Raw genomic sequence first — 24,353 nt, 5'->3', positions numbered from 1 at the left:
CTACGATGGTGGAGAAGTCCTACGTCGCGCTTCACTTCTCCACCGGCCGCACGATGCCCAGATTAGGTTTGCCTAACTAGCTAGCGGTCAACCACGCGACAAAGATGAAAGCTGTTGCGAGAGGAGTCCTGCCATGAGCACTGTGGACAGCTTCGGTTCCAAAGGCGTACTGAATGTAGCCGGCACCGATTATGAAATTTTCCGGTTGAACTCCGTTGAGGGCGCAGACCGCCTTCCGTTCAGCCTTAAGGTATTGCTTGAAAACCTCCTGCGGACGGAAGATGGCGCCAATATCACGGCCGACCACGTCCGCGCCCTGGCTGGCTGGGATCCAAATGCCCAGCCGGACACCGAGATCCAGTTCACCCCGGCCCGAGTCATCATGCAGGACTTCACCGGAGTTCCCTGCGTTGTTGACCTTGCCACCATGCGCGAAGCCATCAAGGACCTCGGCGGCGACCCCAAGCGCGTCAACCCGCTGGCTCCGGCTGAGATGGTCATCGACCACTCCGTGCAGATCGACGCCTTCGGCAACTCCGGAGCCCTTGAGCGCAACATGGAGATCGAATACCAGCGCAACGGCGAGCGTTACCAGTTCCTGCGCTGGGGCCAGACTGCTTTCGACGACTTCAAGGTTGTTCCTCCGGGAACCGGCATCGTCCACCAGGTCAACATCGAATACCTGGCACGAACCGTCATGACCCGCGAAGTTGACGGCGTCCTGCGCGCCTACCCCGACACCTGCGTCGGTACGGACTCCCACACCACCATGGTCAACGGCCTGGGCGTTCTGGGCTGGGGCGTGGGCGGCATCGAAGCCGAGGCTGCGATGCTGGGCCAGCCCGTCTCCATGCTGATCCCGCGCGTCGTGGGCTTCAAGCTCACGGGTTCCATCCCCGCGGGCGCTACCGCCACGGACGTCGTCCTGACCATCACCGAGCAGCTGCGCAACCACGGTGTGGTCGGCAAGTTCGTGGAGTTCTACGGCGAAGGCGTTGCGGCTGTGCCGCTGGCCAACCGCGCCACCATCGGCAACATGAGCCCGGAGTTCGGTTCCACGGCAGCGATGTTCCCGATCGACGACGTCACGCTCGAATACCTGCGCCTCACCGGCCGCTCCGATCAGAACGTCGCCCTGGTCGAGGCCTACGCGAAGGAACAGGGCCTCTGGCACGATCCCTCGCACGAGATCAAGTTCTCCGAGTACCTCGAGCTGGACCTGTCCACGGTTGTTCCCTCCATCTCGGGTCCGAAGCGTCCCCAGGACCGGATCATCCTCACGGAGTCCAAGGCCCAGTTCCGCGAGGACCTGCGCAACTACGTGAAGGAAGACCTGGCCGACGGAAGTCTCGACGAAGCGATCGACGAGAGCTTCCCGGCCTCCGATTCGCCGTCGTTCACCGCCTCCGCGACCCACTTGGCCGACGTAGCGCCGCACGCACACGGCCCGAAGTCCAACGGTCGTCCGTCGAACAAGGTGAGCGTCACAACAGCTGACGGCCGCGAATTCGAACTGGACCACGGTGCAGTTTCGATCGCTTCGATCACATCCTGCACCAACACGTCCAACCCTTCCGTGATGCTGGCTGCCGCGCTGCTCGCCCGTAACGCCGTCGACAAGGGCCTCGCCTCCAAGCCGTGGGTCAAGACTTCGGTCGCTCCCGGCTCCAAGGTTGTCACCGACTACTACGAGAAGTCCGGCCTGACTCCCTACCTGGAGAAGCTCGGCTTCTATATCGTGGGCTACGGCTGCGCGACCTGCATCGGTAACTCCGGACCGCTCGACGCCGAAATCTCCGAGGCCATCCAGGCCAACGACCTTTCCGTCTCGGCTGTCCTCTCCGGCAACCGCAACTTCGAAGGCCGCATCAACCCGGACGTCAAGATGAACTACCTGGCCTCGCCGCCGCTGGTCATCGCCTACGCCCTGGCCGGAACCATGGACTTCGACTTCGACGCTGATGCGCTGGGCCAGGACCAGAACGGCAACGATGTCTTCTTGAAGGACATCTGGCCGAACCCCGTCGAGGTCCAGAAGGTCATCGATTCCTCGATCGACAAGGAAATGTTCGCCCGCGGCTACGAGGGCGTCTTCGACGGCGACGACCGCTGGAAGGCACTCGAGACCCCGGCAGGCGACACCTTCGCTTGGGACGCCAAGTCCACGTACGTGCGGAAGCCCCCGTACTTCGAAGGCATGAAGGCGCAGCCGGAACCGGTAACGGACATCGCCGGTGCCCGCGTGCTGCTGAAGCTCGGCGATTCGGTCACCACCGATCACATCTCCCCGGCCGGTTCCTTCAAGTCGGACACCCCGGCAGGCCAGTACCTTCTGGCCAACGGCGTGGAGCGCAAGGACTTCAACTCCTACGGTTCACGCCGTGGCAACCACGAGGTCATGATCCGGGGAACGTTCGCGAACATCCGCATCAAGAACCAGCTGCTCGCTGACTTCAACGACGGTGCGGGCGTCGAGGGTGGCTTCACCCGCGACTTCACCCAGGCGGAAGGCCCCCAGGCCTACGTCTACGACGCTGCCCAGAACTACCAGGCAGCCGGCACCCCGCTGGTGGTCCTTGCAGGCAAGGAGTACGGCTCCGGCTCGTCCCGTGACTGGGCTGCCAAGGGAACCGCGCTGCTGGGCGTGAAGGCTGTCGTCGCCGAAAGCTACGAGCGCATCCACCGCTCCAACCTCATCGGCATGGGCGTCCTCCCGCTGCAGTACCCGGCCGGCGAGTCCGCTGCGTCGCTCGGCCTGGTCGGCACGGAAACGTTCTCCGTCGAGGGCGTCACCGAGCTGAACAACGGCACGACGCCAAGGACGCTCAAGGTCACCGCAACGGCAGAGGACGGCAGCACCAAGTCCTTCGATGCCGTGCTGCGCATCGATACCCCGGGCGAAGCGGACTACTACCGCAACGGCGGCATCCTGCAGTACGTTTTGCGCCAGATCTCGGCACACTAGCGAGAACTCCGCCTGAGCCGCAAGGCAACAGCTACAGCCCCGGCTGGTCATCGACCGGCCGGGGCTGTAGCCTTTCCTGCGGCTTGGTGCCGGCCAAGGCGTTAGAGTTGTATAGCACGTCAATCACCCTAAGGAGGGGCCGTTGGGACTTTTGGAGACAATCCGGAACCCGCAGGACCTGAGCAAGCTCACCGGTGAGCAGTTGGAGCAGCTTGCAGGCGAGATCAGGACTTTCCTCATCACCAACGTCGCCCAAACGGGCGGTCACCTCGGACCGAACCTTGGCGTGGTGGAACTCACCATGGCCATCCATAAAGTTTTCGATTCGCCGCGCGACAGCATCGTTTTCGACACAGGCCATCAGTCTTACGTCCACAAATTGCTGACCGGCAGGCAGGATTTCAGCACCCTCCGGCAGCAAGGGGGAATGTCCGGCTACCCAGATCGCGCAGAGTCCGAGCACGACATCGTGGAAAGCTCCCACGCGTCCTCCTCCTTGTCCTGGGCCGACGGTATCTCCCGGGCCCGCCAGTTGACCGGCGAGGGCGATCGCTGCGTTGTCGCCGTCGTCGGAGACGGTGCGCTGACGGGCGGTATGGCGTGGGAGGCGATCAACAACATCGCCGCCGACAAGCGACGCCGCGTGGTGATCGTCGTCAACGACAACGGGCGCTCCTATGCGCCCACCGTCGGCGGTGTGGCAGACTACCTCGCTTCACTGCGCCCCACGATCGACTCCCTCCGGGCAGCCCCCACCTACGAAGTGGTGTTGGACTGGTGGAAGAGGAAACTTCAGAGCGGTGGACCGATCGGCCAGTTCACCTATAAGAGCCTGCATGCCATGAAGAAGGGCATCAAGGATTGGTGGGCTCCGCAAGGCATGTTCGAAGACCTCGGCATGAAGTACATAGGCCCTGTCGACGGCCATAACATGCGGGCCCTTGAGCACGCGCTCACTACTGCCCGCAATTACGGCGGCCCCGTGATCGTCCACGCGATGACCGAAAAGGGGCACGGTTACGCACCTGCCCTCGCCAACGAGGCGGACCAGTTCCACGCCGTCGGGATCATCGATCCCGAAACCGGCGAACCCACCGAAGCCGGTGGAGCCCGCTCCTGGACATCGGTTTTCGCCGAGGAAATCGCGGACATCGCCGATGAGCGCGACGACATCGTAGGCATCACCGGGGCCATGCTGATCCCCGTCGGACTGCACAAGTTCGCGGAGAGGCACCCGGAACGGGTGATCGACGTCGGGATCGCCGAACAGCACGCCCTCACCTCGGCCGCAGGCATGGCCTTTGGCGGACTGCACCCCGTCGTTGCCGTTTACGCGACATTCCTGAACCGCGCCTTCGACCAGCTCCTCATGGACGTTGCACTGCACAAAGCCGGTGTGACGGTCGTGTTGGACCGTGCCGGCGTGACGGGCCCGGACGGAGCCAGCCACCACGGCATGTGGGACATGGCGATGGTCCAGATCGTTCCGGGGCTGCACCTGGCGGCTCCGCGGGATGCCAGCCGCCTGCGGGAAGAACTCCGCGAAGCTGTTGCCATCGCGGACGCGCCCAGCGTGGTGCGCTTCTCCAAGGGCACCGTGGGAAGTGAGATCGAAGCGATCGAACGGCTTTCCGACGGCGTCGACGTGCTGGCGCGCCGCCCCGAAGGCTCCACGGAGAACGATGTCCTGATTGTCAGCGTCGGTGCCATGTCCGAGCTCGCGCTCGATGTCGCGTCCCGGCTCGGATCCCAAGGCATCAGTTCCACAGTGGTGGATCCACGGTGGGTCCTGCCCGTACGCAAGTCCATCATCGCCCTCGCCGCCCGGCACCGATTGGTGATCTGCATCGAAGACGGGGTCCGTGCTGGCGGCGTCGGCTCCCGGATCCGCCAGGAGATGCGCGCTGCCGGTGTGGACACGGCCCTTAACGAGGTGGGGCTTCCGGTCGAATTCCTCGACCATGGAACCCGGAGCCAGGTCCTTGAGCGGGTGGGGCTTACCGCCCAACAGATAACCCACGACGTCGTCGCGCAGGTCCTGGGGACAAAGGTGCCTTTCGCGCGGCCCCTGCCAGGACAAGAACATCCGACGACGGGCAGTCTCCCCAAGCTGTGAACGGCTGTTCCCAGCGGAATCAAACACACAGGCACCCTTCGACGGCAAAGGTCCAAAACAGCACCTGCGCGGAGTGGTCCAGAAAAGGACAGGCATGAGCGGCATCATCCGCACCTATAAGCGCGACGACGAAGCGGTCCTGCATTTCCGGGAGGCTTGGTATGACGACGAATTCAAGCAGCTCGTGATCAACCGCGGGGTTGTGGGACACCAGAGCAGCACGGACGAAACCGACGTCGAGGACGAATCCGCCGTCGAAGGACTCATGACGGCCTTTGCCGCGCAATGCGAAGAGGACGGCTATGCGGAGATTCCCGAGACTGAGCAGTTTTGGGTGGTCGCGCAGATCGCGCTGAAGACGAAGGACGGGACCGATCGGGACCGCTACCTTGAACGCAAGGCCAAGGCCGCGCTGACGAGTGAACTGGCCTGGCGCGGCCTGGGTATCGTGGATCGTTCCGATATCAGGGACTCGAAGCTCAACATCTTCTGCCTGTGCCCGGACGTCAACAAGGCCGTCAACGCCATCAAGGTGTGCATCCGGGGAGAAGACCTCGACTTCACCAAGCTGAGCATCGCGGCCGCAGCCCATGCCGAACCCACCGCATTGAAAGTAAAACACTCGCCGAAAACCGGTCCGGGCTTTACCCTCTAAGGACAGCTTCACCGCTTCGAAGGGACAAACATGGCGCCCAAGAGCAACTGGCCCGGACACACTCCGCTGCCCAAGGGCTTGTCCGCTCCCGCACGAAGGGCACTCGCCCACGAGGGCCTGGAAACCTTGGAACAGCTCGCCGAATTCGGTGAGGGGCGGGTGGCGGCCCTGCACGGCATGGGCCCCAAGGTCATGGCCCAGTTGCACGACGCGATGGAAGAGGCAGGAATCGCGTTCGGATCCTGAGCGGCGGACTGGCCCCTGCGGGCGTTGTAGGGTGAAACCATGACTGAATATCGCCGCCTTGGAAATTCCGGATTGACCGTCTCAGTAGTCGGTTTGGGGTGCAACAATCTCGGGCGGGCCAATACGGCCACGGAATCGCAGGAGGGTACCAATGCGGTAGTGCATGCCGCCTTGGATGCCGGCGTGACCCTTTTCGACGTTGCAGACGTGTACGGCCGGGAGCCCGGCCTCAGTGAGACCATGCTCGGCGCAGCCCTAAAGGGTCGCAGAGATGACGCGATCGTGGCCACGAAATTCGGCATGGACATGCACGGCGCCAACGGCAACGATTTTGGCGCCCGGGGATCGCGCCGCTACATCATCCACGCCGCCGAGGCATCGTTGCGCCGCCTCGGCACCGACTGGATTGACTTGTACCAGTACCACACCCCGGACCCTCTCACCCCGGTTGACGAGACCCTCGCCGCCCTCGATGACCTCGTGACAAGCGGCAAGGTCCGGTACCTCGGCCATTCCAACCGTGCTGGCTGGCAGATCGCCGAAGCGGAATACGTAGCCCGGATGCAGGGCGGTGCGCGGTTCATTTCGACGCAGAACCACTACAACCTGCTGGACCGCCGCGCGGAACTCGAAGTGCTGCCGGCCGCGCAGGCCTTCGGGCTCGGTGTGCTGCCATATTTCCCCTTGGCGAACGGCCTCCTGACGGGCAAGTATGCTCCGGGCAACGCCCCGGAAGGATCGCGCCTCAGCCACACACGGACCAACATGGTGAACGACGCCGACTGGGTCCAGCTGGGCCGGTTCAGCCAATTCGCCAAAGAGCGGGACCTGAACGAATTGCAGCTGGCCTTCTCCTGGCTGGCCGCCCAGCCCGCAGTCAGCAGCGTGATTGCGGGAGCCACCCGCCCTGAACAAATCGCCGAGAACGCGAAAGCGGTCCGCTGGGTGCCCACGGCAGAAGAACGCGCCGAAATGGACGACATCTTCCCGCGCACGCCCAAGGTCGCCCTCTTCTAGGGAGCGTTCCATGAGCGGGGAGCAGGCAGCGGTTGCAGGCCAGCGCGAGCCCGTGAGCCTGCTCGTGGACTGCGACACAGGAATCGACGACGCCCTCGCCCTGGCCTACCTCTGCAGCCAGCCCCATGTCGAGCTGATAGCCGTGAGCAGCACCCCGGGCAACGTCGCAGCGGAGCAAGTGGCACGCAACAACCTGTCCCTGCTCGAGCTGTGCGGCCGCCCCGACGTGCCCGTCGCCATCGGTGCCCGGGCTCCGCTGCGGATCCCGCTCACCACCACGCCCGAAACCCACGGGCCCCAAGGCGTCGGCTACGCCGAGCTGCCGGAACCGCACGGAAAAGTGCACGACGCCGACGCCGTCGCGCTCTGGGTCGAAGCGGCACGGTCACGGCCGGGGGAGCTGACCGCCCTGATGACGGCCCCGCTCACCAACTTCGCCCTCGCCCTGCGGGCTGAGCCGCGGCTACCGGAGCTGCTGCGCGGCGTCGTGATCATGGGTGGCAGCTACTACTACCAAGGCAACACGACGCCGACGGCCGAGTGGAACACCCACGTTGATCCGCACGCCGCGGCAGAGGTGTTTGCTGCGTTCTCCGGACTTCCTGAGGAACGCCTGCCGGTGGTGTGCGCCCTGGAGACCACGGAACGGATCGAACTGACACCCGAACACGTGGCCGCCTTGGCTTCCGAGGCAGGCTGCACGGAGCCGGAACTTGTCCGTCCGGAACAGCCCGAAGGGCGGCGCAGCACCGCTTCGAATGAACTCGTGCGGCACCTCAGCGATATGCTGCGCTTTTATTTCGAGTTCCATCGCCGTTACGACCAAGGCTATGTGGCGCACATCCACGACTACTTCGCGGCGTCCGTCGCCGCCGGCCCCGCCAGGTACAGTACACGCACGGCAACAGTGCACGTCGAGACAGCGGCCCCCAGGCTCATCGGGACCACCGTGGCGGACTTTCGCGGACTGTGGGGCGAGCCTTCCAACGCGCGCATCGTCTCGGAGAACCACCCAAGGGAGGCGCTTGCCGAATTGGTGAGCTCACTGGGTGGCCTCGCCCGGAGGCTGCCGGACCCTAGCGGGCGGGAACGCTAGCCCGCGTTCGGTTTCGACGCGATCCCGGGTGCCAGGAAGCGTTTGCCGTTGACACGCTCGGAGGCGCCCACCCGGTCCAAGTAGGGTGTGATTCCGCCCAGGAACATCGGCCAGCCTGCGCCGAGGATGACGCAGAGGTCAATGTCTTCCGGCCCTGCCACCACGCCTTCGGACAGCATGAGCCCGATTTCCTCGGCCAAGGCGTCCTGCGTGCGACGCAGGACTTCCTCGGCCGTGGACGGAGTGGTGCCGAAGGACATGAGCGCCAACGTCTCCGCCGGGATGACCGGCTTTCCCTCAGGACCCGGGGCCCAGAGTGACTTCACACCGTTGTCAACCAACTTCTGCAGGTTCTGGGAGACCGCAAAACGCTCGCCGAAGGCAGCGTGCAGCGATTCCTGGACGTGCTGGGCGACCGGAAGGCCAACCATCGCGCTGAGGGTGAAAGGACTCATCGGCAGGCCCATGGGGCGCAGCGCCGAGTCGGCGACTTCCGCCGGCGTCCCTTCGTCGAACGCGGCAATGACTTCGCCCATGAGCCGCAGCAGGATCCGGTTGACGACGAAAGCGGCGGCATCCTTGACGAGCACGGCTGTCTTCTTCAAGCCCTTGGCGAGCTCGAACGCGGTGGCCAGCACGGCGTCGTCGGTCTTCGGAGCACGCACGATCTCCAGGAGCGGCATGACCGCAACCGGGTTGAAGAAGTGGAAACCGACCAGGCGCTCCGGGTGCTGGAGATCTTCGGCCATCGCGGTCACGGACAGCGAGGACGTGTTGGTGGCGAGGATGCATTCGGGGGAGACGATGGCCTCCACTTCGGCGAAGACCTGCTTCTTGACATTGAGTTCTTCGAAGACTGCTTCAATGACGAAGTCGGCATCGGCGAATGAGTCTTTGGAGACGGAGCCGCTGACGAGGGCTTTGGTCCTGTTGGCGGCGTCGGAGCTGATCCGCTTCTTGCCGAGCAGTTTGTCCACCTCCGCATGGACGTAGGCGACTCCCTTGTCCACGCGCTCCTGGTCGATGTCCGTGAGGACCACGGGTACTTTGAGCTGGCGTGCGAACAGCAGGGCGAGCTGGCTCGCCATCAGGCCGGCACCGACGACGCCGATCTTCGTCACCGGGCGCGCGAGCTTGCGGTCGGGCGCGCCGGCAGGACGTTTGGACCGCTTCTGCACGAGGTCCAGGAAGGCGTAGACGGTGGAGCGGAACTCATCCGTCTGCATCAAATCAGCGAGTGTCTCGCATTCCAGGGCCGCGGATTCCGCCTTGCCCATGGTCCGGTTGGCCTCGAGGATGTCCAGCACCTTGGCCGGAGCCGGTGATGCGTTCGAGGTCTTGGCTTCCACGAACGCCCGGCCCGCTGCCACAGCGCCGGCCCAGCGTTCGGCAACTGCGGGATCCGCCGGATCCACGGAGTTGCTCCGTTCGGGGACGACCTCGCCCGCGATCACCTTGGCGGCCCAGGCAATTGACTGCTCCACGAAATCCGCGGGTTCGAAGATGGCGTCGGCAATGCCGAACTGGAAAGCCTGGGGGCCGGTGAGCGTGCGGTTGTTGCTCAGCGGGTTCTCGATCATCACCTTGAGGGCGTTTTCCGGGCCGATGAGTCGCGGCAGGATGTAGACGCCGCCCCAACCGGGGACGAGCCCGATGAAGGCTTCGGGCAAAGCGAGGGCGCCAGCGCCGGTCGAAACCGTGCGGTAGGTGGACTGGAGGGCGATTTCGAGGCCGCCACCGAGCGCGAGGCCATTGATGAAGGCGAAGCTGGGAACGCCCAGGTCGGCGAGCGTCGCGTAGACGTCGTGGCCAAGCTGCGCCATCCACAGGCCGTGTTCGCGCTCTTCGAGCCGCTTGACCGCTGAGAGGTCCGCTCCGGCCACCAGGAAGTACGGCTTGCCCGTGACGCCGACGCCGGCGATCTCGCCGCGCGCAGCGCGATCCTTGAACCCTTCAAGTGCCGTCCCGAGCTCGACGAGGGTATTGGGTCCGAGGGTGGTGGGCTTGGTGTGGTCCAGGCCGTTGTCGAGGGTGATCAGGGCGAACGTTCCGGCGTTGCCGGGGAGTTCGATGTCCTGGACGTAGGAGTGGGTCACGGTCTCGTCCGGGAACAGTCCGGCCAGTTTCTGGAATTCTGCGGCGCTCATGCTGCGGCTCCCTTGCTCTCGGTGTCGGCGGAGGTCTCTGTTGCGCTGTCGTAGTCTCTGTAGCTGTTGTAATCCTCGTGACGCGGGTTCTCCCAGATTACTGTGGCGCCCATTCCCAGGCCGATGCACATGGTGGTGATGCCGTACCGGACTGACGGGTCTTCTTCGAACTGGCGCGCCAATTGGTTCATGAGCCGCACGCCGGACGATGCGAGGGGATGCCCGACGGCGATTGCCCCGCCGTAGCGGTTGACGCGCGGGTCGTCGTCAGCGATTCCGAAGTGGTCCAGGAAGCTCAGGACCTGAACGGCGAAGGCCTCGTTGATCTCGAAAAGGCCGATGTCCTCGATGCCGAGTCCGGCGTTCTTGAGGGCCTTCTCGGTGGCCGGGACCGGTCCGATTCCCATGACTTCGGGTTCGACGCCGGCGAAGGCATAGGAGACGAGGCGCATCTTCACGGACAGGCCGAGCTCCTCGGCAGCCTCCGCGGAGGCCAGTACTGCCGCCGTCGCGCCGTCGTTCAAGCCGGCGGCATTGCCTGCGGTGACCTGGCCGTGGGCCCTGAACGGAGTGCGCAGCTCCGCTAGGTCATCCACCGTGGTCCCGGGGCGTGGCGGCTCGTCGACGGTGTTCACTGTCCAGCCTTGTCCAGGCTTCATTGTGGCAACCGGGACCAAGTCGGGCTGGATCTGGCCCTTGCCGTAGGCGGCGGCTAGCTTTGCCTGGGAGGCCGCGGCGTAGGTGTCGGTTCGCTCTTTGGTGATCGACGGGAAACGGTCGTGCAGGTTCTCCGCGGTGTTGCCCATGTTCAGGGCGGCCGGATCAACGATCCGCTCGGACATGAACCTGGGGTTGGGATCCGCTCCGGCGCCCATGGGGTGGTTGCCCATGTGTTCCACACCGCCGGCAATCACGACGTCGTACGCGCCGAAACCGATGCCGCTCGCCGTCGTGGTGACCGCGGTCATTGCTCCGGCACACATGCGGTCGATCGCAAAGCCGGGCACGCTGCGGGGGAGGCCTGCCAGGAGGGCCGCGGTGCGGCCGATGGTCAAGCCCTGGTCGCCAGTCTGGGTCGTGGCGGCGATGGCGACTTCGTCAACGCGTTCGGCGGGCAGGCCCGGGTTACGCCGCATCAGTTCGCGGATGCACTTGACCACGAGGTCATCGGCACGGGTGCCCGCATAGATGCCTTTTTCGCCCGCTTTGCCGAATGGCGTCCGGACGCCGTCCACGAAGACGACGTCACGGACTGCCCGCGGCTTGGCACTGTTCCGGGTTTGGATCATGTGGGGCTCCTCGTTGAGACATGGATGCCGGACAGCCCTCACACGGGAAGCCGGTGTCATTGACGGCCATGTTACTCGCCGGTAACTTAGCGCGCAAGGAGACCCTCGCTCACATATCAAGGGTTTCCGGCGGACCCTCGCTCACATCACCCGAGGATTTCCCTTGGAAAGGGTGTTGATGTGAGCGAGCGTTGTGCCTGAAGGGCTTGTTTGTGAGCGGGCGTCGTGTCTGAAGGGTCCATATGTGAGCGAGCGTCACGGAGGGAGTGCGGGCACCTTGGTCTAGGGGGCCGGGGTTCGTTCCTGGGACGGCGGGTTTCGGGGCTCTTTGGGCTCCTTGGGCGGCAACGGCTGCGGATTCAGTGACGCCTCGGCGAGGATCGGCGCCGTGATGGCAATTTGCCACTCGCGGGCGCCGAGAGCGCGTAGCTCTTCGGATACGGACTCCACAGTGATGTCCGACGGCGGCCGCCACAGCACGCGCCTCATGTAATCCGGAGTGAGCAGGTTCTCCACGGGAAGCTTGAGCCCATCGGCCGCCTCTTGAAGCCGGGGACGGGCGGTCCCCAGGCGCGCTGCCGCTTCGGGATCGCGGTCTGTCCAGACCCGCGGTGGCGGGGGAGCGTTGGTTGGAAGATGCAGCGGTGGAAGATCTTCGGTGTTCCTCGCGCCGGCAATGCAGCGCAGCCAGCGTGGCGCTTCGCGCTGTGCGGCCCGCCCGTGGAAGCCCTTGGTGGCCAGGAGCTGCGGAACGGTCGTGGGCATGGCCTTGGCTGCGGCGACCAAGGCAGAGTCGGGAATGAGTCGGCTGGGAGCAACATCCCGTTTCCGCGCGAGCTGATCCCGTTCGTACCAAAGCTCGCGCACGGCAGCCAACTGACGGCGGTCACGGATCTGGTGCAGTCCAGAGGTCTTGCGCCACGGGTCCACCCGCGCGGCCGGAAGGCCTGCTCCGAGGATGCCGGCAAATTCTTGTTCGGCAAATTCCAGCTTGCCATCCGCTTCCAGGAGTTCGATGAGTTCTTCCCGCAATTCGGCGAGCACTTCGACGTCGAGGGCCGCGTACCGCAACCAGGGTTCGGGGAGGGGTCGGGTGGACCAGTCGGCGGCAGAGTGTTCCTTGGCGAGGCCGAAGCCCAGGAGTTGCTCGATGACGGCTGCCAGGCCTACACGAGGCAGTCCGGCAAGGCGTGCGGCGAGTTCCGTGTCGAAGAGCTTGTCGGGCCACATGCCAAGCTCGGCCAGGCACGGAAGATCCTGTGTCGCGGCGTGCAAGATCCACTCGACACCGCGCAGCGCCTCGTTGATGATCTTCAGGTCATCGAAAGGCTCGGGGTCGATCAGCCAAGTGCCTGCGCCGTCGCGCCTGATCTGCACCAGGAAGGCACGCTGCCCGTAGCGGAAGCCGGAGGCGCGTTCGGCGTCGACCCCGGCGGGGCCGGATCCTGCGGCGATGGCAACGGCGCACCGCTCCAGGCCGGACAGGGTGTCGATGACAAGCGGCACGCCCTCGCGCGGGGCATCCAGGTCGATGATCTCAGGTATCCGGCCTTCGAAGCCGTCTACCGTGATGTGTGGTGTGGGATCAGCAGCCGGAGCGCCGGCTGTGGTGGGTTCCAGATTTTCAGGGGTCATGGTGCCTTCAGTTTACCGACTCTGTGCTCGGCCGGTCCGGCCGGGGATTACAGCGGACGTTCACGGCCTTCATGTGAGCCGCCGATTAGGCAAGGGAGTGACGCCGGGCGGCAGGGGAGGCAGTCCCGCGAACGTGCAGACCATGTCGCACCATGCCTCCAGGTGGGCCTGGACATCTGAAGACGCAGGTGTCCACGAGGCACGGAGTTCGATGTCGATGGTTTCCGGTCTATCGGCCAGAGTCCCGAAGCTCTCGGACAGGATGCGCGTGGCCGTTCCGCCCGCTGCGCGGTACTGGGCTGAATGGTTCTCAAGCGCGTCCACGAGCCATGTCCACGCAACGGAACCGAGCATGGCGTCGTTGCCCATGTCGGCTTCCAGCTGGGCCCGGATATAGGTGACGATCCGGAATTCCCCGTCCCATACAGCCGAGCCGTCGGGATCGTGGAGCAAGATGAACCTGCCTGTTGCAAGCTCGTCGTCTTCGTCATCGGCGGCACCGGGGGATCCCGGGTTGTTCTCGCTGGAAAATGCCATGGCTGCAGGGCCATGGACCGGGGTCCGGCCGGGACGGGTCGACCGGCTGAAGACCTCTGCCCCTAAAGCCACCGCGTATGGCGCCAAGCGGGAGGGCGCCGGGATTTCCGCGAGCCGCAGCTCGCTCCGGCGCTTTGCTTTTCGTAGCGTTCCCAACGCATGCAAGAAATCCGCGGGAACCTGTGCGAGTGCGTTCACCTTCGCAGATTATGTGTCCGGGGCGGCGAAACCTTGAAGCCACGCCGCCCCGTCCGGTGCCCTATGCGGACGCCAGTTCGCGCTTGATTGCGGCAACGAAGGAATCGATGTCCTCTTCGGTGGTGTCGAAGGAACACATCCAGCGCACCTCGCGGTTCGCTTCGTTCCAGTCGTAGAACTTGAACGAGGAGCGGAGGCGATCGGCGACGCCGGCGGGCAGGACCGCGAAGACGCCGTTGGACTCCGTGGCCTGCGTAGGCTCCACACCCTCGATCGAGTCGACTGCCGCACGCAACCGCGAGGCCATGGCATTTGCGTGTTCCGCAGAGCGAAGCCACAGCCCGGACTCCAGAAGCGCGATGAACTGGGCCGAAATGAAGCGCATCTTGGAGGCCAGTTGCATGTTCATCTTGCGCAGGAACTTCAGCCCGTGGGCGGCTTCCGGATTCAGGGCGACCACTACCTCGCCGAACAGCAGCCCGTTCTTGGTGCCGCCGAAGGACAAAATGTCCACGCCGGCGTCGCGGGTGAAAGTCCGCAACGGCACGCCAAGGTGGGCGGCCGCATTGGCGAGCCGGGCGCCGTCCATGTGCAGTTTCATGCCCTTGGCGTGGATGTGGTCGGCGATCGCCCGGATTTCCTCCGGGGTGTAGCACGTGCCGAGTTCCGTTGTCTGCGTGATGGAGACGGCCAAGGGTTGCGCGCGGTGCTCGTCGCCCCAGCCCCAGGCTTCGCGGTCGATCAATTCCGGAGTCAGCTTGCCGTCCGACGTCGGGACCTGGAGGAGCTTGATGCCGCCGATCCGCTCCGGCGCGCCGTTCTCGTCCATGTTGATGTGGGCGGTCGAGGCGCAGATGACGGCACCCCAACGCGGCAGCAGCGACTGCAGGGACAACACATTCGCACCGGTGCCGTTGAAGACGGGGAAGCACTCGATGCCTGCGCCGAAGTGCTGCTCCATGACTTCGTGGAGCCGTTCCGTGTACTGGTCCTCCCCATAAGAGACCTGGTGGCCTCCGTTGGCTGCGGCAAGGGCCGCCAGGATTTCAGGGTGGACGCCGGAGTAGTTGTCCGAGGCGAAACCGCGGACGGAGGGGTCGTGGAGTCGTCCACTGGCTTCCGTATCGAGGGCAGCCGGGAATTCTTCTGTGGTGCTCGTCACTTGTTCATTCACGCTTTCAGTCTATTTGGCCAGGAGGAGGCGCTGTCCGTTCAGTTCCGCTGCCGGCTTGTCGAAGAGCCCGACGGCGGCCGCCGCCAAGTCCTCTACGTCCGTGTATCCGGGGAATTTCCGCTCCGGGTGTTCCCGCCGCATCGCCGCGTCCAAGAGCGACTTGACCACAAAGACGACGGCCGCGCTGTGCTGCTCCGTGGGTTCGTCCTTATTGCCTGATTGATCGCGGCGGAACCCGTCAGCCACGGCCAGGGTCCAGGTCTCCGCGGCAGCCTTGGCCGCCGCGTAGGTGGCGGCCCCGGCGGTAGGTGCGGCGACCGCCGTCGAACTCACCATGGCGAAACGACCCGTGGGGGAGGAGGCGAGATCCTTGTAGAAGACCCGGGAAACGTTTCTCAGGGTGGTGACGGCGCTTTGCTCAAGGGCGGCCCAGTCTTCATCCGGCTGGTCTTCGATTCCCTTGGCTCCGCGCCACCCGCCCACCAGGTGGATGACGCCGTCGACCCTTTCGGTGCTCCCGTGGATCTCCGAGGCGAGTTCGCGGACGGACTCCAGCCGGGAAAGATCGCATACCAGGGGAGTGACGTCGTCGCCCGCTTCGGCCGCTGCGGCCTTGATGCGGGCCTCGTTCGAGCCGATGGTGAAGACCCGGTGCCCGGCCAGCGCGAAGGCGCGGGCCACGGCGATGCCGGAAGAGTTGCTGCCACCTGTGACGACGACAGTCAGCGGTCCGCCGGTCATGAGGCTGCGGTCTGCCCGGTGATACCGGTGGTTGATTCGATGATCGGACGCATTTTCTTCTCCAGTGCTTCGTAGAACATGGACAGGGGGAATTCGTCGTCGAGGACCTGGTCGGTGAGGCCGCGGGGCGGCCCGTCGAGCGGCAGTGCCTCTGGGCCCTTCGCCCAGACCGAAGCCGGGTGCGGAGTGACCGTACCGGAAATGAGCTTATACGCTGCGAGCCAGTGGGCGGCCTTGGGGCGGTCGATGGAGCGCCAGTACAGTTCCTCGATCCGGGCACCGAGCTCGACGACGACGTCGGCGGCCTCGTCCCAGTCGATGCTGAGCTTGCTGTCGGTCCAGTGCAGGACGTGGTGCTGGTGCATCCAGGCGAAGAGGAGCTGGCCGCCCAGGCCGTCGTAGTTGCGGACCCGGTTGCCCGTGATCGCGAAGCGGAAGATGCGGTCGAAGATGACGGCGTACTGCACGAGCTTCGCGTGGCGCCGCGCGTCGGGGGAAGCGTCCTCGTCCTTCTCGATCCTGACGGATTCGCGGAATGCCGTCAGGTCGCAGCGGAGCTCTTCGAGCGAGTAGAGGAAGAACGGCATCCGCTGCTTGATCATGAACGGATCGAAGGGAAGGTCGCCGCGCATATGGGTGCGGTCATGGATCAGGTCCCACATGACGAAGGTCCGCTGCGTGAGTTCCTGGTCATCCAACAGCTCGGCGGCATCCGCGGGCAGCTCAAGGGAGGTTGTTGCGGCGGCTGCTTTGAGGACGCGGCGGAAGCGGGCGGCCTCGCGGTCGGCGAAGATGGCGCCCCACGTGAAGGCAGGCGTTTCCCGCACTGCGACGGTCTCGGGAAAGAGCACGGCTGAATTGGTGTCGTACCCGGGGGTGAAGTCCAGGAAACGGATGGGAACGAACAGCTTGTTGGAGTAGTCGCCGGCCTCCAATGCGCCGATGAACTCTGGCCAGATCACCTCGATCAGGACCGCTTCCACAAGACGGCTCGTGCTGCCGTTCTGGGTGTACATGGGGAAGACCACGAGATGCTGGAGCCCGTCCTCGCGGTGTTCCTGCGGTTGGAAGGCCAGCAGCGAGTCGAGGAAGTCCGGGACTCCGAAGCCGGCGTCGGCCCAGCGGCCGAAATCCGTGACCAGGAGTTCGAGATAGGCAGCGTCATGGGGGAACGCAGGAGCCAGGCTTGTGATGGCCTCCATGATGGTGGCCGTGTATGCCCGGGCAGCCTCATGGTGGAGGGAATCCTGGATGGAACCATCCTGGCTCTGGAACGCCTGAAGGGCGGTGGCTGCGGCTTTCAGGGAGATCCAGTCCCGGTTGTCCGAGGTGATGCGCGGACGGGTGGTGGTAACGGTGGTGGTCATCGTCGACGGTGCCTTTCCTCAAGAATCATTGTTCTGAGGCGAGCGTAGCAAGCGGCCAGAGTCGCTAATTCAAAAGTGGCCCGAGCATAAGAAACTCTTTCGCAAGTGGTTCCGACGGCCCCGGAAGATCCAGCCCGGGGAGGGCTGGCCTTGGGGGGGCTGCCGGTAGCTTGGCGTTTGCGTGGCGAGCCCGGGCTCGAATTATCGCCCCGGACTACTGCCCGGCAGGGGTCTCGACAAGCTTGAGCGAAACGGAGTTTATGCAATACCGCTGGTCAGTAGGTGTGCCGTAGCCCTCACCCTCGAAAACGTGTCCCAAGTGTGAATCGCAGTTGGCGCACCGGACCTCCACCCGTTCCATTCCCAAAGTACGGTCGTGGATGTAACGGACTGTGCCTTCCGCGAGTGGTGCCCAGAAGGACGGCCAGCCGCAATGGGAATCGAATTTCTCGTTGCTCGTGAAAAGCTCAGCGCCGCACGCCCGGCATTGGTAGACGCCGGCCGTATGGGTGTCCCAGTACTCACCCGTGTACGGGCGTTCCGTTCCGGCCTGGCGAAGGACCCTGAACTCCTCCGGGCTAAGTTCCTCGCGCCACTCCGCGTCCGTCTTCTCCGCGCATTGCCCGTCCTTCGGGACATCCTGGTGGGGAACCCCGGCCAAGGGGTCCGCGGCTTGGAAGTATTTCCTGTTGTCTGCAGTGCTCATGTTCTGTCAACGCTCACGAGTCGCCGATAAATCCCGAGCCCGCATAGAGATGCAGCACGGGCAGCCCCAATTGGTCCTGGGCCTTGTTCGCCCAGTCCGTATGGAACGTATCGGCTATCGCGTGAGGGCGGGTGACGACGACGGCCTGCGCGGCATTGAGTGCCTTGACCTTGGACACCAAGCCGGCCACGGCACCGCCGTCGACGATTTCACCAGTCACCCCGCCACCCAGCCCATCCAGGGCCCCGAGCGACGCCGACAAGGTCTCGGCAGCCTGGGCCCGCTCCGACTGGGGATCCGGCGCCTCCGCGAGCAGGTCCCGGAATGCCTTGGCTATTTCAAGCAAGGAGAGATTCTCAAGGAAGTCCACCAACAAGTGCCGCTCCGTGTTCGCGGGGACCAACACCACCAGGGGCGAGTCACCGCCGTCGATCAGTTTGGCAATATTGACGCGGTCGTCCGGGCCGAGAGGCTCTTCGGTAAGGATGACGATTGGTTCACTCATGGCTACAGCGTAGACCTGAGCCGCGCCTTGAGGCATGGTTTCGTGCGGCAATTCTGTTCTCGCCGCGGCGTCGACTCCCGGGAAGAAACGCCACGGAGGGCGCTGTTCGGAACACCCGCCCCGCAACCGGGAGAATGGTCACATGGCATCCATGACCCGAGCTGCGCCAACCGTCGAGAACGGCGCGAAAATGTCCGCCCGCGCCAAATGGACCGTTGCGGGGATCGTTGCAGGAAGCAGCATTGCCGGCTTGCTGGCCGCAGGGTCTTCGGCGCTCGCTGCCTATTTCGCCAGGCGCGTCATTACCCCCTCGGCGCGCGAGGCCGACCAGGAGGTATTGGCGGTGGTGCGCCGTGACGACGGGCTCCAGGTCATCCTCGCGGCTACCCCGGACACCACCATCGACGGAGTGTTCAGCCTCTTCTTCGCGGGCGGGACAGGGGCCGCGCGGATCGGAAGGATCGTGTCCTATTCGCCCGCAGAGCGGACGGTGCAGCGCGAAGTCGAGGAAGTCTACAGCGGGGATCTGGCCACAGCCCGGCGCGGATGGTGGAGCGGTGCCGTCTACGACTCCCCGGCGGCGCTTGGCCTGGATTCGCAAGAAATACAGATCGACGTCGAGGGTGGCCAGGCGCCTGCCTGGCTGGTTCCGTTAGCCGCAGGGAAGCCCGCGAAGGTGTGGGCCATCATGGTCCATGGCCGTGGTGCGACCCGCCTCGAAGGCTTGCGCGCAGTGCGCGTCGCGCACGATCTTGGACTCGACAGCCTGCTGGTTTCCTACCGGAACGACGGCCTGGCCCCCTCTGCCCCGGACGGGCGTTACGGCCTGGGCTCTACGGAATGGCACGACGTCGACGCCGCCATTGAGTACGCACTCGCCCAAGGCGCCCACGAAGTGGTGTTGTTCGGATGGTCTATGGGCGGGGCGATCTGCCTGCAGACGGCCGATCTTTCGCACAACAGGCACGTGATCAGGGCCATGGTCCTGGACGCGCCGGTGATCAACTGGGTCAATGTCCTGGCGCACCACGCGCAGATCAACAGGATCCCCTACGCCGTGGGCCGTTACGGGCAGTTGATGTTGGGGCACCCGTTGGGCCGGCGCCTCACCGGCCTGGCCGCGCCCGTCGACTTGAAGGCAATGGACTGGGATGCCCGAGCCGTCGAACTGCGGACCCCGACGCTGGTGCTCCACAGCGTGGATGATGAGTACGTCCCCTACGAACCCTCGGCCAGCCTCGCCGAAAAGAATCCGGATATGGTCACCTTTGAGCCTTTCGAGGGCGCGCGCCACACGAAAGAGTGGAACGTGGATCCCCAGAAATGGGAACGGCTGGTCCGCTCATGGCTCGCTCCGCACCTCACGCCCCGTGGCGGGCCGGTGTCGGATTGAGAACGGGCCGGACGCCGCTTGAGAGTACCTGCGCTGGCCCCGGAGTTTCCTAAGGGTTGCCGATCGGGGCAGTCCGGGCGCGGGTCAGCCGGATAAGGTCTGCGGGATCCAGCTCAATGTCCAGGCCGCGGCGTCCACCGGAAACCAGGACCGTGCCGAAGGCCAACGCCGATTCGTCGAGCACAGTGGGCGATGGCTGGCGTTGGCCCAGCGGGGAAATCCCGCCCAGGACATAGCCGGTGCGTCGCTCGGCCATTTTGGGATCGGCCATGGTTGCCTTCTTGGATCCGAGAGCCGCTGCGATTGCCTTGAGGTCGAGGGTGCCACTCACCGGGACGATGCCCACCGCGAGCTTGCCTTCAATGTCCACCATCAAGGTCTTGAAGACCCTGCCGGGATCGATACCCAGGACCTCGGCAGCCTCAAGCCCGTAGCTCGCGGCCGAAGGATCATGCGCATAGGGGTGCAGGGTGAAGGGAACGCCGGCCGCAGCCAGTACGGCTGTGGCCGGCGTTCCCTGTGAAGCCTGTTTCTTGGCCATTCGCTGGGTATCCCGGATCAGGACAACAAGCGGTCCGCCGCAGCGACTTTGCGCTTGATCCGACCCAACATGGCCGTCATGCCGCGCATGCGCAGCGGCGTGATTGCCCGGGTGAGGCCCAACAGTTCCGGCATGTCATCCGGAACGGCGAGGATCTCCGCGGCGGTCAGCCCGTCTAGGCCTTCGTGCAAAACGCCAGCAAAGCCGCGCGTCGTGGGCGCTTCCGGCGGTGCCTTGAAGAACAAACGGTAAGCGACGCCGTCGGGCTTCTTTTCCTGCTCAATGGTCAGGAACAGCGGCGACTGGCACTCCACCACCTGCTCCAGGAGTTCAGGGTGATCCAGCAGCCGTTCCGGCAAGGCCGGGAGCCCGCGCGAGAAATCAAGCAACAGCTGAAGGCGGTCGGGCTCGGTCAATGCCTGGAAGTCATCGACAATTTCCGCCAGTGCGGAGGGCAAGGTATTGGTACTCATCACTTCCAGCTTACGCAAGTCCGTGCCGGTCTGGCCCCCGTTGCTTCAATTCCGGACTACTTTCCGGCGAGTACGGGAACGGATCCCCGCTCAGCGCCCTTGACGATCGGGACGCGCACGGCATTCCCCCACTCCGTCCAGGAACCGTCGTAGTTGCGGACCGTTTCGAAACCAAGAAGGTACTTCAGGGCGAACCAAGTGTGGCTGGAACGTTCGCCGATGCGGCAGTAGGCCACGACGTCGTCGCCTTCCGTGAGGCCGGCTTCCCCGAGATAGAGCGCCTCGAGTTCGGTCCGGTTACGGTACGTGCCGTCTTCGGCAGCGGCGCGTGCCCACGGGATGGAAGCTGCGGTGGGGATGTGGCCCCCGCGCAGGGCGCCCTCTTCGGGGTAAGCCGGCATGTGGGTGCGCTGGCCGGTGTATTCCTCGGGGGAGCGGACGTCGATCAGCGGCTTGCCGAAGTGCGCCAGCACGTCATCCTTGAAGGCACGGATCGGGGCGTCGTTCCGTTCGATCACGGGGTAGTCGCCCGGGGCGGGCTGGGGGACGTCGGTGGTGACTTCGCGGCCCTCGGCGATCCACTTGTCGCGGCCGCCGTCCAGGAGCCGGACGTCTTCGTGGCCGAAGAGCGTGAAAACCCAGAGGGCGTAAGCGGCCCACCAGTTGGATTTGTCGCCGTAGATCACCACGGTGGTGTCCCGCGAGATGCCCTTGGCGGCTGCCAGGGCTGCGAACGCTTCACCGTCGACGTAATCGCGGGTGACTTCATCGTTCAGGTCCGTGTGCCAGTCGATCTTGACTGCGCCCGGAATGTGGCCGGTCTCGTACAGGAGGACGTCTTCGTCGGATTCGACAACAACCAGCTTGCCGTCGCCGAGCGCGCCGCCCTCAAGGGCTGCGGCAAGCCACTCGGTGGACACCAGACGTTCGGGGTGGGCGTACGCGGCGAACTTCTCGTTCTGTTCAACGGGGTAGGACATTGGTATGGCCTTTCACTGACACTTTCACTGACACCGGGCGGCGCCGGGCGATAAGACGTGCCCGGGCATTAATCCCACAGTATCGAGGGCCGGGGACTAAAGCTCCTCCCCGTTCATATGGTGAAATATGGCCTTCATCACGTGTCCGCCCGGGGCGTGGCATTGCCGGTATTCTTGCTGGGGACTTACGACACGAAGAACGGACCGCATTGGTACAGATCGAACAGCTCGCCGCTCGCACGCCGGCGGTCTCAGCGGATGAGATTCTCAAGGGTTTCTACCCTTCGCCACGGTTCGGAGAGGTGTCCTTCAAGAGCTACCGGCCTGATCCGAACCAGCCCAGCCAAGCGGCAGCGGTCAAGTCCCTGGAAGCGTTTGGGGCGACAGTGGGGGCCGGCGACGGAGACGGCCTGTTCAAGCGCCTTTTCAGCAAGAAGGTCAACAGCAGGGCCGGGATCTACCTCGACGGCGGATTCGGCGTCGGAAAGACCCACCTGCTGGCTTCACTGTGGCACTCGGCTCCGGGACCGAAAGCCTTCGGGACGTTCGTGGAGTACACCAACCTGGTGGGTGCTCTGTCCTTCCGGAAGACCGTGGAGGCTTTGAGCACCTACAAGCTTGTCTGCATCGACGAATTTGAGCTCGACGATCCGGGCGACACGGTGCTGATGTCCCGCCTCATGCGTGAATTGTCCGACGCCGGTGTGAAGCTTGCTGCCACGTCCAACACTCTGCCTGGTTCACTGGGGGACGGCCGCTTTGCGGCCGTCGACTTCCAGCGGGAGATCCAGGTCCTCGCGGACCAGTTCGATGTTGTCAGGATCGACGGGGAAGACTTCCGGCACCGCGGCTTGCCCGCAGCTCCGGCACCCTTGAAGACCGAAGACCTCAAGCGGCAGATGCACGCCGAGTTCGATGGCCAGACCGTGGCCGTGGACGACTTCCGCGGCCTGATCGACCACCTGGCCGGTGTCCACCCCAGCCGGTATCGCAAGCTGATCGCAGGAATCGATGCGGTTGTCTGGCGTGACGTCGAAACCATTACAGAGCAGGCAGTCGCCCTTCGCTTCGTGGTGCTGGCCGACCGTTTGTACGACAAGGACGTCCCGATCCTCGCCAGCGGCGTGCCCTTCGACAAGCTCTTCACGGAGGAAATGATGACCGGCGGGTACATGAAGAAGTACTTCCGCGCCGTGTCCCGTCTGACCGCCTTGGCGCGTGAGGGCCAAAACCACGAGCCTTCGTAGAACACGAGCCTTGGTAAGAATCAGAGACGCCGCTCTACTTTTGGGGTTCCCTCGTCTTGAGGACCCAACGCACCAGGATTCCGGCGGCAAGCGCCCAGAACGCGGCGCCGATCCCTGCGAAGCTGAGGCCCGAGGCGGCGATCAGGAACGTCACGGAGGCTCCGATGCGTTCTTCGGCAATAGCCAGGGCCGAAGCGATGGCTGAGGCCAGGGTGCCCAGCAGCGCCAAGCCCGCGACGGCTTCCAGGAGCCCTGGCGGTGCCGCCGCCACGACCGTTACCAGCGCGGCGGAGAAGCCTGCCAGCACGAGGTAGGCCAGGCCTGACGTGAAGGCTGCGATCCAGCGCCGGCCCCTGTCCTCACCCGCTTCTTCTCCTGCAGCCAGCGCGGCGCTCAGCGCGGCTAGGTTGATCGCATGTCCGCCAAAGGGAGCCCCCAGCGCAGTCCCTGCGCCTGTCACCAGCATCGACTGGCGCCACGGGACGGTGTAGCCGAAGGACTTCAGCACTGCCACCCCCGGAATGTTCTGGGATGCCATGGTGACAATGAACAAGGGCAAGGCGATGCCGGCCACCGTGCTGAGCGTGAAAGCGGGAGTGGTCCAATGCAATTCAGGCAACAGCCGGTTCGTGGGGATGCTTACGCCGTTGACGACGATGTAGATTCCGATAACCGCGAGAGCCACCATCAGCGCGGCAGGTACCGACCAGCGGGGCGCCAGCTTCATCATGACCAGCCAGCAGAGGATCACGGGAGCCACCAATAGGGGAGCGGTGCCCAAGGCTTTGAACGGGGCGAGGCAGAGGGACAGGAGCACTCCGGCCAGCATCGCCTGCGCGAGGGCCGTGGGAATCTTCGCCATCAGCTTTCCAAGGGCCGGGATGAGCCCCGTCAGGGCGATCAGCACACCAGCGATGAGGAAGGAGCCGACGGCGGCCGGCCACCCGCCGTCGGGCACTCCGGTTCCTGCGAGCAGCGCCGCACCAGGCGTCGACCATGCAAGCGTGACAGGCAAGCGCGACCGCCAGGACAGCCAGAGCACGCCGAGCCCGAAGGTGAGGGTGAGGGCCAGGAGACCGCTGGCGGCCTGTTCCTGTGTGGCCCCGACCGCCCGGAGGCCTGCGAGTACCACCGCGAAGGATGAGGTGAAGCCGACCAGCGCGGTCACAATTCCGGCCACGAGCGGACGGGAGAGCTGCCGGGAAGCGGTGGCTGGACGTGACTGTCCGGTGTGGAGAGATGACGCTGGCATAGTCCATCACGTTACCGGAGCCGTGGCCCGCCTGCCGAGGCGACCACGGTTAAACGCCAAGGGCACCGGCGGC

The 24,353-nt window shown here is 64.8% G+C and carries 21 protein-coding genes; 8 read left to right on the top strand and 13 right to left on the bottom strand.

Annotated elements, in window-relative coordinates:
• Positions 1-133 precede the first annotated feature (133 nt).
• The 6 genes from AC4CS3_RS19200 (at position 134) to AC4CS3_RS19175 (ending at position 8,095) form a co-directional block, all read left to right on the top strand.
• A complete protein-coding gene (locus AC4CS3_RS19200; RefSeq protein WP_490784758.1) occupies positions 134-2,965 on the top strand; it encodes an aconitate hydratase in 2,832 nt (943 codons plus the stop codon).
• A 142-nt stretch (positions 2,966-3,107) separates the two neighbouring features.
• Positions 3,108-5,081 carry a 1-deoxy-D-xylulose-5-phosphate synthase gene (gene dxs, locus AC4CS3_RS19195; protein WP_490784757.1) on the top strand — a complete coding sequence of 658 codons (1,974 nt, stop codon included), beginning with the start codon at positions 3,108-3,110 and terminating at the stop codon, positions 5,079-5,081.
• Positions 5,082-5,175: 94 nt separating this feature from the next.
• Positions 5,176-5,736 carry a hypothetical protein gene (locus tag AC4CS3_RS19190; RefSeq protein ID WP_490784756.1) on the top strand — a complete coding sequence of 187 codons (561 nt, stop codon included), beginning with the start codon at positions 5,176-5,178 and terminating at the stop codon, positions 5,734-5,736.
• 30 nt (positions 5,737-5,766) lie between these two features.
• The gene (locus tag AC4CS3_RS19185) at positions 5,767-5,982 is read left to right on the top strand and encodes a helix-hairpin-helix domain-containing protein (protein ID WP_028266791.1); all 216 of its coding nucleotides are present in this window, start codon (positions 5,767-5,769) and stop codon (positions 5,980-5,982) included.
• Between the two features lie 39 nt (positions 5,983-6,021).
• A complete protein-coding gene (locus AC4CS3_RS19180) occupies positions 6,022-6,999 on the top strand; it encodes an aldo/keto reductase (protein WP_490784755.1) in 978 nt (325 codons plus the stop codon).
• Positions 7,000-7,009: 10 nt separating this feature from the next.
• Entirely contained in the window at positions 7,010-8,095 is a 1,086-nt protein-coding gene (locus AC4CS3_RS19175) for a nucleoside hydrolase (protein ID WP_490784754.1), read from the top strand.
• Here AC4CS3_RS19175 and AC4CS3_RS19170 read toward each other — a convergent pair.
• From AC4CS3_RS19170 to AC4CS3_RS19130, 9 genes are all read right to left on the bottom strand, one after another.
• Complete coding sequence (locus AC4CS3_RS19170; RefSeq protein WP_490784753.1) at positions 8,092-10,242, bottom strand: 3-hydroxyacyl-CoA dehydrogenase NAD-binding domain-containing protein; 2,151 nt, start codon at positions 10,240-10,242, stop codon at positions 8,092-8,094. The two genes, AC4CS3_RS19175 and AC4CS3_RS19170, sit on opposite strands and share 4 nt — an antisense overlap.
• Positions 10,239-11,531: a thiolase family protein gene (locus AC4CS3_RS19165; protein ID WP_490784752.1), complete on the bottom strand. Its 1,293-nt coding sequence runs from the start codon at positions 11,529-11,531 to the stop codon at positions 10,239-10,241. Before AC4CS3_RS19165 ends, AC4CS3_RS19170 begins: the two co-directional genes overlap by 4 nt.
• Positions 11,532-11,813: 282 nt before the next feature.
• Positions 11,814-13,166, bottom strand: a complete 1,353-nt coding sequence (locus AC4CS3_RS19160) for an HRDC domain-containing protein (protein ID WP_490784751.1) — start codon at positions 13,164-13,166, stop codon at positions 11,814-11,816.
• 69 nt (positions 13,167-13,235) lie between these two features.
• Entirely contained in the window at positions 13,236-13,901 is a 666-nt protein-coding gene (locus tag AC4CS3_RS19155) for a DUF3000 domain-containing protein (RefSeq protein WP_490784750.1), read from the bottom strand.
• A gap of 61 nt (positions 13,902-13,962) precedes the next feature.
• The gene (locus tag AC4CS3_RS19150) at positions 13,963-15,075 is read right to left on the bottom strand and encodes a threonine aldolase family protein (protein ID WP_490784749.1); all 1,113 of its coding nucleotides are present in this window, start codon (positions 15,073-15,075) and stop codon (positions 13,963-13,965) included.
• A gap of 9 nt (positions 15,076-15,084) precedes the next feature.
• On the bottom strand, positions 15,085-15,816 hold the full coding sequence (locus AC4CS3_RS19145; RefSeq protein WP_490784748.1) for an SDR family oxidoreductase: 732 nt from the start codon (positions 15,814-15,816) through the stop codon (positions 15,085-15,087).
• A complete protein-coding gene (locus AC4CS3_RS19140; RefSeq protein ID WP_490784747.1) occupies positions 15,813-17,183 on the bottom strand; it encodes a DUF6421 family protein in 1,371 nt (456 codons plus the stop codon). Before AC4CS3_RS19140 ends, AC4CS3_RS19145 begins: the two co-directional genes overlap by 4 nt.
• 214 nt (positions 17,184-17,397) lie before the next feature.
• Positions 17,398-17,889: a peptide-methionine (R)-S-oxide reductase MsrB gene (gene msrB, locus AC4CS3_RS19135; RefSeq protein ID WP_490784746.1), complete on the bottom strand. Its 492-nt coding sequence runs from the start codon at positions 17,887-17,889 to the stop codon at positions 17,398-17,400.
• A 13-nt stretch (positions 17,890-17,902) separates the two neighbouring features.
• Positions 17,903-18,394: a hypothetical protein gene (locus AC4CS3_RS19130; protein ID WP_236817103.1), complete on the bottom strand. Its 492-nt coding sequence runs from the start codon at positions 18,392-18,394 to the stop codon at positions 17,903-17,905.
• Between the two features lie 142 nt (positions 18,395-18,536).
• On the opposite strand from AC4CS3_RS19130, the gene AC4CS3_RS19125 reads away from it, so the two are divergent.
• Entirely contained in the window at positions 18,537-19,787 is a 1,251-nt protein-coding gene (locus AC4CS3_RS19125) for an alpha/beta hydrolase family protein (protein WP_490784745.1), read from the top strand.
• A gap of 49 nt (positions 19,788-19,836) precedes the next feature.
• On the opposite strand, the gene ybaK is transcribed toward AC4CS3_RS19125, so the two are convergent.
• The 3 genes from ybaK to AC4CS3_RS19110 are packed head-to-tail and all read right to left on the bottom strand — an operon-like array spanning position 19,837 to position 21,781.
• On the bottom strand, positions 19,837-20,328 hold the full coding sequence (gene ybaK / locus AC4CS3_RS19120) for a Cys-tRNA(Pro) deacylase (RefSeq protein ID WP_490784744.1): 492 nt from the start codon (positions 20,326-20,328) through the stop codon (positions 19,837-19,839).
• A 17-nt stretch (positions 20,329-20,345) separates the two neighbouring features.
• The gene (locus tag AC4CS3_RS19115; protein ID WP_345446647.1) at positions 20,346-20,801 is read right to left on the bottom strand and encodes a SufE family protein; all 456 of its coding nucleotides are present in this window, start codon (positions 20,799-20,801) and stop codon (positions 20,346-20,348) included.
• A gap of 56 nt (positions 20,802-20,857) precedes the next feature.
• On the bottom strand, positions 20,858-21,781 hold the full coding sequence (locus AC4CS3_RS19110) for a sulfurtransferase (RefSeq protein ID WP_490784743.1): 924 nt from the start codon (positions 21,779-21,781) through the stop codon (positions 20,858-20,860).
• Positions 21,782-21,990: 209 nt separating this feature from the next.
• Between AC4CS3_RS19110 and zapE the strand changes: the two genes are divergently transcribed.
• Entirely contained in the window at positions 21,991-23,028 is a 1,038-nt protein-coding gene (gene zapE, locus AC4CS3_RS19105) for a cell division protein ZapE (protein ID WP_490784742.1), read from the top strand.
• Positions 23,029-23,062: 34 nt separating this feature from the next.
• Here the strand turns inward: zapE and AC4CS3_RS19100 are convergent, their stop codons facing one another.
• Entirely contained in the window at positions 23,063-24,280 is a 1,218-nt protein-coding gene (locus AC4CS3_RS19100) for a benzoate/H(+) symporter BenE family transporter (RefSeq protein WP_490784741.1), read from the bottom strand.
• Between the last annotated feature and the right edge of the window lie 73 nt (positions 24,281-24,353).

The sequence above is a fragment of the Arthrobacter sp. SE2 genome, from assembly GCF_058244265.1.
The sequence above is the reverse complement of the archived record's forward strand: the minus strand, read 5'-3'. Positions and strand labels throughout refer to the sequence as shown.

Coding starts and splice junctions, on each gene's coding strand:
- AC4CS3_RS19130 (WP_236817103.1), bottom strand. CDS start 18,394: ATGAGTGAACCAATCGTCATCCTTACCGAAGAGCCTCTCGGCCCGGAC.
- AC4CS3_RS19160 (WP_490784751.1), bottom strand. CDS start 13,166: ATGACCCCTGAAAATCTGGAACCCACCACAGCCGGCGCTCCGGCTGCT.
- AC4CS3_RS19110 (WP_490784743.1), bottom strand. CDS start 21,781: ATGTCCTACCCCGTTGAACAGAACGAGAAGTTCGCCGCGTACGCCCAC.
- AC4CS3_RS19145 (WP_490784748.1), bottom strand. CDS start 15,816: ATGACCGGCGGACCGCTGACTGTCGTCGTCACAGGTGGCAGCAACTCT.
- AC4CS3_RS19175 (WP_490784754.1), top strand. CDS start 7,010: ATGAGCGGGGAGCAGGCAGCGGTTGCAGGCCAGCGCGAGCCCGTGAGC.
- msrB (WP_490784746.1), bottom strand. CDS start 17,889: ATGAGCACTGCAGACAACAGGAAATACTTCCAAGCCGCGGACCCCTTG.
- AC4CS3_RS19200 (WP_490784758.1), top strand. CDS start 134: ATGAGCACTGTGGACAGCTTCGGTTCCAAAGGCGTACTGAATGTAGCC.
- AC4CS3_RS19100 (WP_490784741.1), bottom strand. CDS start 24,280: ATGCCAGCGTCATCTCTCCACACCGGACAGTCACGTCCAGCCACCGCT.
- AC4CS3_RS19165 (WP_490784752.1), bottom strand. CDS start 11,531: ATGATCCAAACCCGGAACAGTGCCAAGCCGCGGGCAGTCCGTGACGTC.
- AC4CS3_RS19170 (WP_490784753.1), bottom strand. CDS start 10,242: ATGAGCGCCGCAGAATTCCAGAAACTGGCCGGACTGTTCCCGGACGAG.
- AC4CS3_RS19180 (WP_490784755.1), top strand. CDS start 6,022: ATGACTGAATATCGCCGCCTTGGAAATTCCGGATTGACCGTCTCAGTA.
- AC4CS3_RS19140 (WP_490784747.1), bottom strand. CDS start 17,183: ATGACCACCACCGTTACCACCACCCGTCCGCGCATCACCTCGGACAAC.
- AC4CS3_RS19190 (WP_490784756.1), top strand. CDS start 5,176: ATGAGCGGCATCATCCGCACCTATAAGCGCGACGACGAAGCGGTCCTG.
- AC4CS3_RS19115 (WP_345446647.1), bottom strand. CDS start 20,801: ATGAGTACCAATACCTTGCCCTCCGCACTGGCGGAAATTGTCGATGAC.
- AC4CS3_RS19185 (WP_028266791.1), top strand. CDS start 5,767: ATGGCGCCCAAGAGCAACTGGCCCGGACACACTCCGCTGCCCAAGGGC.
- ybaK (WP_490784744.1), bottom strand. CDS start 20,328: ATGGCCAAGAAACAGGCTTCACAGGGAACGCCGGCCACAGCCGTACTG.
- AC4CS3_RS19125 (WP_490784745.1), top strand. CDS start 18,537: ATGGCATCCATGACCCGAGCTGCGCCAACCGTCGAGAACGGCGCGAAA.